Annotated in this window: 6 protein-coding genes; 2 read left to right on the forward strand and 4 right to left on the reverse strand. The window is 72.5% G+C overall.

Annotated features, from left to right (window positions below):
• Window positions 1-55 precede the first annotated feature (55 nt).
• Complete coding sequence (locus tag ACFU7Y_RS42375) at window positions 56-517, reverse strand: hypothetical protein (protein WP_380771767.1); 462 nt, start codon at window positions 515-517, stop codon at window positions 56-58.
• A complete protein-coding gene (locus ACFU7Y_RS42380; protein ID WP_380771769.1) occupies window positions 514-846 on the reverse strand; it encodes a hypothetical protein in 333 nt (110 codons plus the stop codon). The genes ACFU7Y_RS42375 and ACFU7Y_RS42380 overlap by 4 nt, the downstream gene beginning before the upstream one ends.
• Before the next feature lie 507 nt (window positions 847-1,353).
• On the opposite strand from ACFU7Y_RS42380, the gene ACFU7Y_RS42385 reads away from it, so the two are divergent.
• The gene (locus tag ACFU7Y_RS42385) at window positions 1,354-1,614 is read left to right on the forward strand and encodes a hypothetical protein (protein ID WP_380771771.1); all 261 of its coding nucleotides are present in this window, start codon (window positions 1,354-1,356) and stop codon (window positions 1,612-1,614) included.
• 221 nt (window positions 1,615-1,835) lie between these two features.
• On the forward strand, window positions 1,836-1,979 hold the full coding sequence (locus tag ACFU7Y_RS42390) for a hypothetical protein (protein ID WP_380771773.1): 144 nt from the start codon (window positions 1,836-1,838) through the stop codon (window positions 1,977-1,979).
• 178 nt (window positions 1,980-2,157) lie between these two features.
• On the opposite strand, the gene ACFU7Y_RS42395 is transcribed toward ACFU7Y_RS42390, so the two are convergent.
• Together ACFU7Y_RS42395 and ACFU7Y_RS42400 are read right to left on the reverse strand one after the other, a co-directional pair.
• Window positions 2,158-2,415, reverse strand: a complete 258-nt coding sequence (locus ACFU7Y_RS42395) for a hypothetical protein (RefSeq protein WP_380771775.1) — start codon at window positions 2,413-2,415, stop codon at window positions 2,158-2,160.
• A gap of 33 nt (window positions 2,416-2,448) precedes the next feature.
• Entirely contained in the window at window positions 2,449-2,847 is a 399-nt protein-coding gene (locus ACFU7Y_RS42400) for a hypothetical protein (protein ID WP_380771777.1), read from the reverse strand.
• Between the last annotated feature and the right edge of the window lie 159 nt (window positions 2,848-3,006).

Raw genomic sequence — 3,006 nt, forward strand, 5'->3', positions numbered from 1 at the left:
CGTCGGCGCCGCTCCGTGCTGTCCGCCGGGCCTGCCCGGCGGGTGGAGGTCATCGTCAAGGCGTGGGGCCCGGGGCCTTCCGGTCCCGGACCTGCCGTCGGTGGTTCGCCTGCCGGCAGGCGTTCGAGCAGAAGCGTCGCGGTCGGCCGCCGTTCCGGCCCTGCGGGGGGACTTTCACCTGCCCGCACCGTTCGCAGGGGCGCATCATGCTGCGCTCCACCTCCTGTGCGGCCCTTTCCACAGCGGCTTTCAGTGTGGGCGACAGGCCATCGGCCAGTTCCACGAGTTCGTTCCGGGTCAACGGGTCCTGGCTGAGGGGCCGGTCGGCGCCCATCGCTCGGAGCAGGGCGGACCGCGGCATGCCGGTCTGCCTGTTGATCTCGGCGTCGGGGAGGTCCATGAGGGCGATCAGGCGGATGATCGTCTCGACCTGCCCCCACTCGGCAGGGCCGAAGTTCAGTGCGTTGGTGGTTGCGGTTCGTGCGGTGGGGTCGCGGGGGATCCGGCGGCGCGTCACTGGGCGCCGCCGGCGGGCGTTGCGGTGGTCTCGGTTCCCAGGACCTGGCCGGGGATGACGGCAGGCTGCGGGGTGGGGGCGTTCACCTGCTGGCCAGGCTGGAGGCTGCGGAGCGGGGCCGTGAGCTCGCGCACCCCTTGGTGGCGGGGGGTGAACTTCTCCACGGCGCCGATCAGGCCGGTGAACCGCTGAACCATGTCGGGCATGTCCTGGGTCCGCGTCCTGGCGACGCACACCCGCACGATGTAGGCGATGAGCAGCGCCAGCATGGCGATGGACCCCAGGACGAGCGCGACCACCAGGGCCGCGATGTTGAGAGCGGCGTCCAAAGTTTTCCTCCCGATACGACAAGAGGCCCCCGCCGGTCGGCGGAGGCCTCGAAGTGTGTTGGTGTGTTCGGGCATGCGAAAAGCCCCGCCGCTCGGCGAGGCTCAGTATGGATCAGGTCGCAAGTATCCCGTCCACCGACATGGTCCTATGAAATCCGGTGTCTGGTCAAATAGCGCTCTGAGCTGCGGACTTGGATTTAGATATCGTGGACCGGTGGTTTCGTAACACGGCCCGCGATACGTACTTCTGGGCTGCATGTGTCGTGGCGAGGGCCAATGGCTTCATGGCGTCGTGACGCCACCAAGCCGGGCCCGGCGCCGTCGTTCCGGCCCTCCAAGACCTCGCCCGCTGTCTGTGACGGTGTGTGACTTCCCGCCCTTTTCCTCCCACCTTCTTCCCGGCCGAAACAGCGCCCGACGGCTGGTCACGGGCCCGTGGGAGACGTTCTTGTCCTGGGAGGGAACGGGAGGGAAGTCACGTACCGTGTCCAGTTGATCATGGTGCGGGTGACGACTCCTTCCTCCCGCCGCCCCCTCTACCGCCGGGACACCGACCCCGACCGCGTTCCCGAGTCCGCGCCGAGGATCCGGCGCCTGGCCGCCGAGCTCATCGAGCCCACCCCGGATGCCGGTCCCGGCCGGCCCCCGGAGGCGGTTGCCGTGCCCGGCCGCCGCCGCCTGGCCGTCCCCGTCCCGGCCCGAGCCTCCGAAGACCTTCCCCAGCCCGGCCAGGCGCCGACCACTTCCAGCGGCGGCACAGCGTCATGACGTCACGACACCATGGCGTCCTCCTGATCCGTTGCCGATCCGTCCCGCACGCCCACTGATCTGCCGCCGATCCGTCCCCCAGGGCAGATCAGCGACGGATCGGTGACGGATCACCAGACGGATGGTGACCTGCCCAAACGGATCAGACGGATCAACCTCGCGTGCCCCCTCCGGGGGCCGCTACAGGCCTTGTCCGGGGTGGCGACGCCTGCACGGGTTGTATGGGACGCGGCCCTGGAGCGAACCCAGCTCCCCGCGAGCCCGTTGTCGACTGGCGGCTGCTGCGCAAGTTCCTCGACGACAACAGCTACGCCGAGGTCCGGATCAACACTGGGCGGGACGGCAGCATCAACCTCGGCCGGTAAATCCCGCCACACAGCCACGCCGCCGTCAGGTCCTGCACGCTGCCGGGAGCTGTCCCCGCACGGTCCCAGCGTGGCCGTTTCAGGCGAGTTACTGGGACGGTCCTGGGACTGTCCCAGGCTGTTTTGCCTGATGGGAGCGCTTCGCGGTGTGCTGGGACAAGGCTGGGACGACCAGCGGCTACCGGCCGGGGGCGGCGTCCTCGATGGCGGCGAGCAGACGGGCGTGGACGGCGCCGGCGGCGTCGCGGGTGGCCGGGTCCTCGCTCTTCAGCTGCGGGGCGATCAGCTCGGCGGCCGCGGCGAGGACCGGCACCGGCACGGTCGCCTCGCGCAGGTGGAGAAGCTGGGAGGCGGCCCGCTCGCCGGGGGTGGCCTGGGCGCGGGCGTCGGGGATCAGGGAAGTGAGGCCCCTGGGCAGGGGCTGGCTGCTGGTCACCCGGCCATTCTCCCGCGCGCCGGGCACCGGTGATCACCACGGCCGGTCGCCGGGTTCCTCGTCCGGCAGGGGGCCGTGGTGGTGGCGGGCGATGGCCTCCAGCAGCGCGGTGCGGGCCTGGCGCCGACGGACGTCCTCGGTGCGGCCGACGTCGGCGGCCCAGTCCGGCAGCGGCCGGTCCTGGGCGGCCGCGGCGAGCGCGTGGCCGAGCTCGCCGATCGCGGCCTGCCAGTCGATCAGCTGCCCGAGCAGGCCGCGCACCAGCTCGTCGACGGCGCGGGCCGGATCGGTGCCGAAGGTGCGGGCCTCGGCGGCGGTCTCGGCGAGGGCGTCCTCGTCCAGGTCGCCGAAGGCCTCCCGCCACGGCTCGGCGGCCGGTCGAACTCCTCCAGCACGGCGCGCAGGGCGGTGTCGACGGCGGCCGGTGACCACGGCGGCAGAGCGCGGGGCGCCCGGACGGTGTCGGCCAGTACCCGGGCGGCGCCCGGCCCCACCCCCCCCCGCCGGGGCGTGCACACCCCCCGCCCCCCCGGGCCCGGGGGGGGGCGCGGCCCCCGGCGCGGGGGGCGTCCACGTCGACAGCCAGCCCGG

This window comes from Kitasatospora sp. NPDC057542, assembly GCF_042801945.1.
GTDB lineage: Bacteria > Actinomycetota > Actinomycetes > Streptomycetales > Streptomycetaceae > Kitasatospora.

Excerpts from the sequence above, each read along its gene's own strand:
- ACFU7Y_RS42390 (WP_380771773.1), top strand. The coding sequence starts at position 1,836 with ATGGGACGCGGCCCTGGAGCGAACCCAGCTCCCCGCGAGCCCGTTGTC.